The sequence below is a fragment of the Fodinicurvata sp. EGI_FJ10296 genome (genome assembly GCF_040712075.1).
In the GTDB taxonomy this organism is placed as follows: Bacteria; Pseudomonadota; Alphaproteobacteria; order DSM-16000; family Inquilinaceae; genus JBFCVL01.
Map to the genome: position 1 here is coordinate 1 of NZ_JBFCVL010000027.1, position 1,063 is coordinate 1,063.

The window sequence follows — 1,063 nt, forward strand, 5'->3', positions numbered from 1 at the left end:
GGCTTCTGCAAGCAGTGTGGCGAGGACGATCCTTCCCACTCCCGGCAAGGATGCGAGGATCTCCACGTCATGCTGCTTCCTCTGCCCAGGCTCGGTCTCCTCGGTCGGGATGAGGCGGGCGGTCAGGCCGTCGAGGCGCTGATGAGCTTCTTTAAGCTGCTGGTTCACGATACGGATGCGCACGATCAGCGTGGCGATGTGGGCATTGGCAGCCTCGGTCGTCCCGGCGGCAACTTTAACCGGCGGGGTGCGCAGCTTGGCAAGCACATAGCCGGCGTCGAAGCGGCGGATGCGATGGCGCTTGAGCAATTTGGCGATCGTCGTCTCGCGGATCCGGGTGGCCTTGGCCGGCGTCGGCACGCTCTCCCAAAGATCGAGCAGCCACTCCGCCCCGAGATCGTTGTCGAGCCCGAGCAACGCGGGATAGTAGCGCCAAAGCTGTTGGCGCATCCGGTTTGTCAGCCGATTGCGCTCAGCGCCGAGATCCTCGGCGATGCGCGACCACTCGCGCAATTCGATCACGACAGGTTCGGCGACCGCAAGCAGCCGGAAGCACCGCCGATCGGTGCGCAAGGCAGAGGCCATCACTTCGGCATCACGACTGTCGTCTTTGGCGCCAGCCAGAGTGAAGCGGTCGCGGAAGCGGTCCATTTGCTTCGGATTGATGGCATGCACCTTGAACCCGCGTTCGATCAGCGTTTCGACCACGGGGCCATGCGGCACTTCGATCGCGACCTGGATTTGGCTTGCCTCCACCACGCCACTGGTCTCCGTCAACCAGGTCGCCATTGCGGCGAGACCATCGCCGCTATGGCCGAATACTTTCTCGCCGAGTTTTCGACCATCTCCGTCCGTCAAGAAAGCGTGATGGCTCTCCGAAGCCCAGTCGACACCAGCATAAAATTGCTTCTGATCGGTCATATCCCCTCCTCGCTCAAACACGCGAGCCACCGCGATCTTCGCCGATCCCTGTACTGGCGCTCGGACAATGCATTGAAGGTCCGGCGCGGACTCCCCACGGGGCATCGATCACGGCCAATCCGACGGGGCACGCATCCCCCCC

At 63.0% G+C, this 1,063-nt stretch carries 1 protein-coding gene; it reads right to left on the bottom strand.

The features are described from left to right. On the bottom strand, positions 1 to 921 hold a 921-nt coding region (locus ABZ728_RS22050), incomplete at its 3' end, for an IS110 family transposase (protein WP_366658602.1). Positions 922 to 1,063 lie beyond the last annotated feature (142 nt).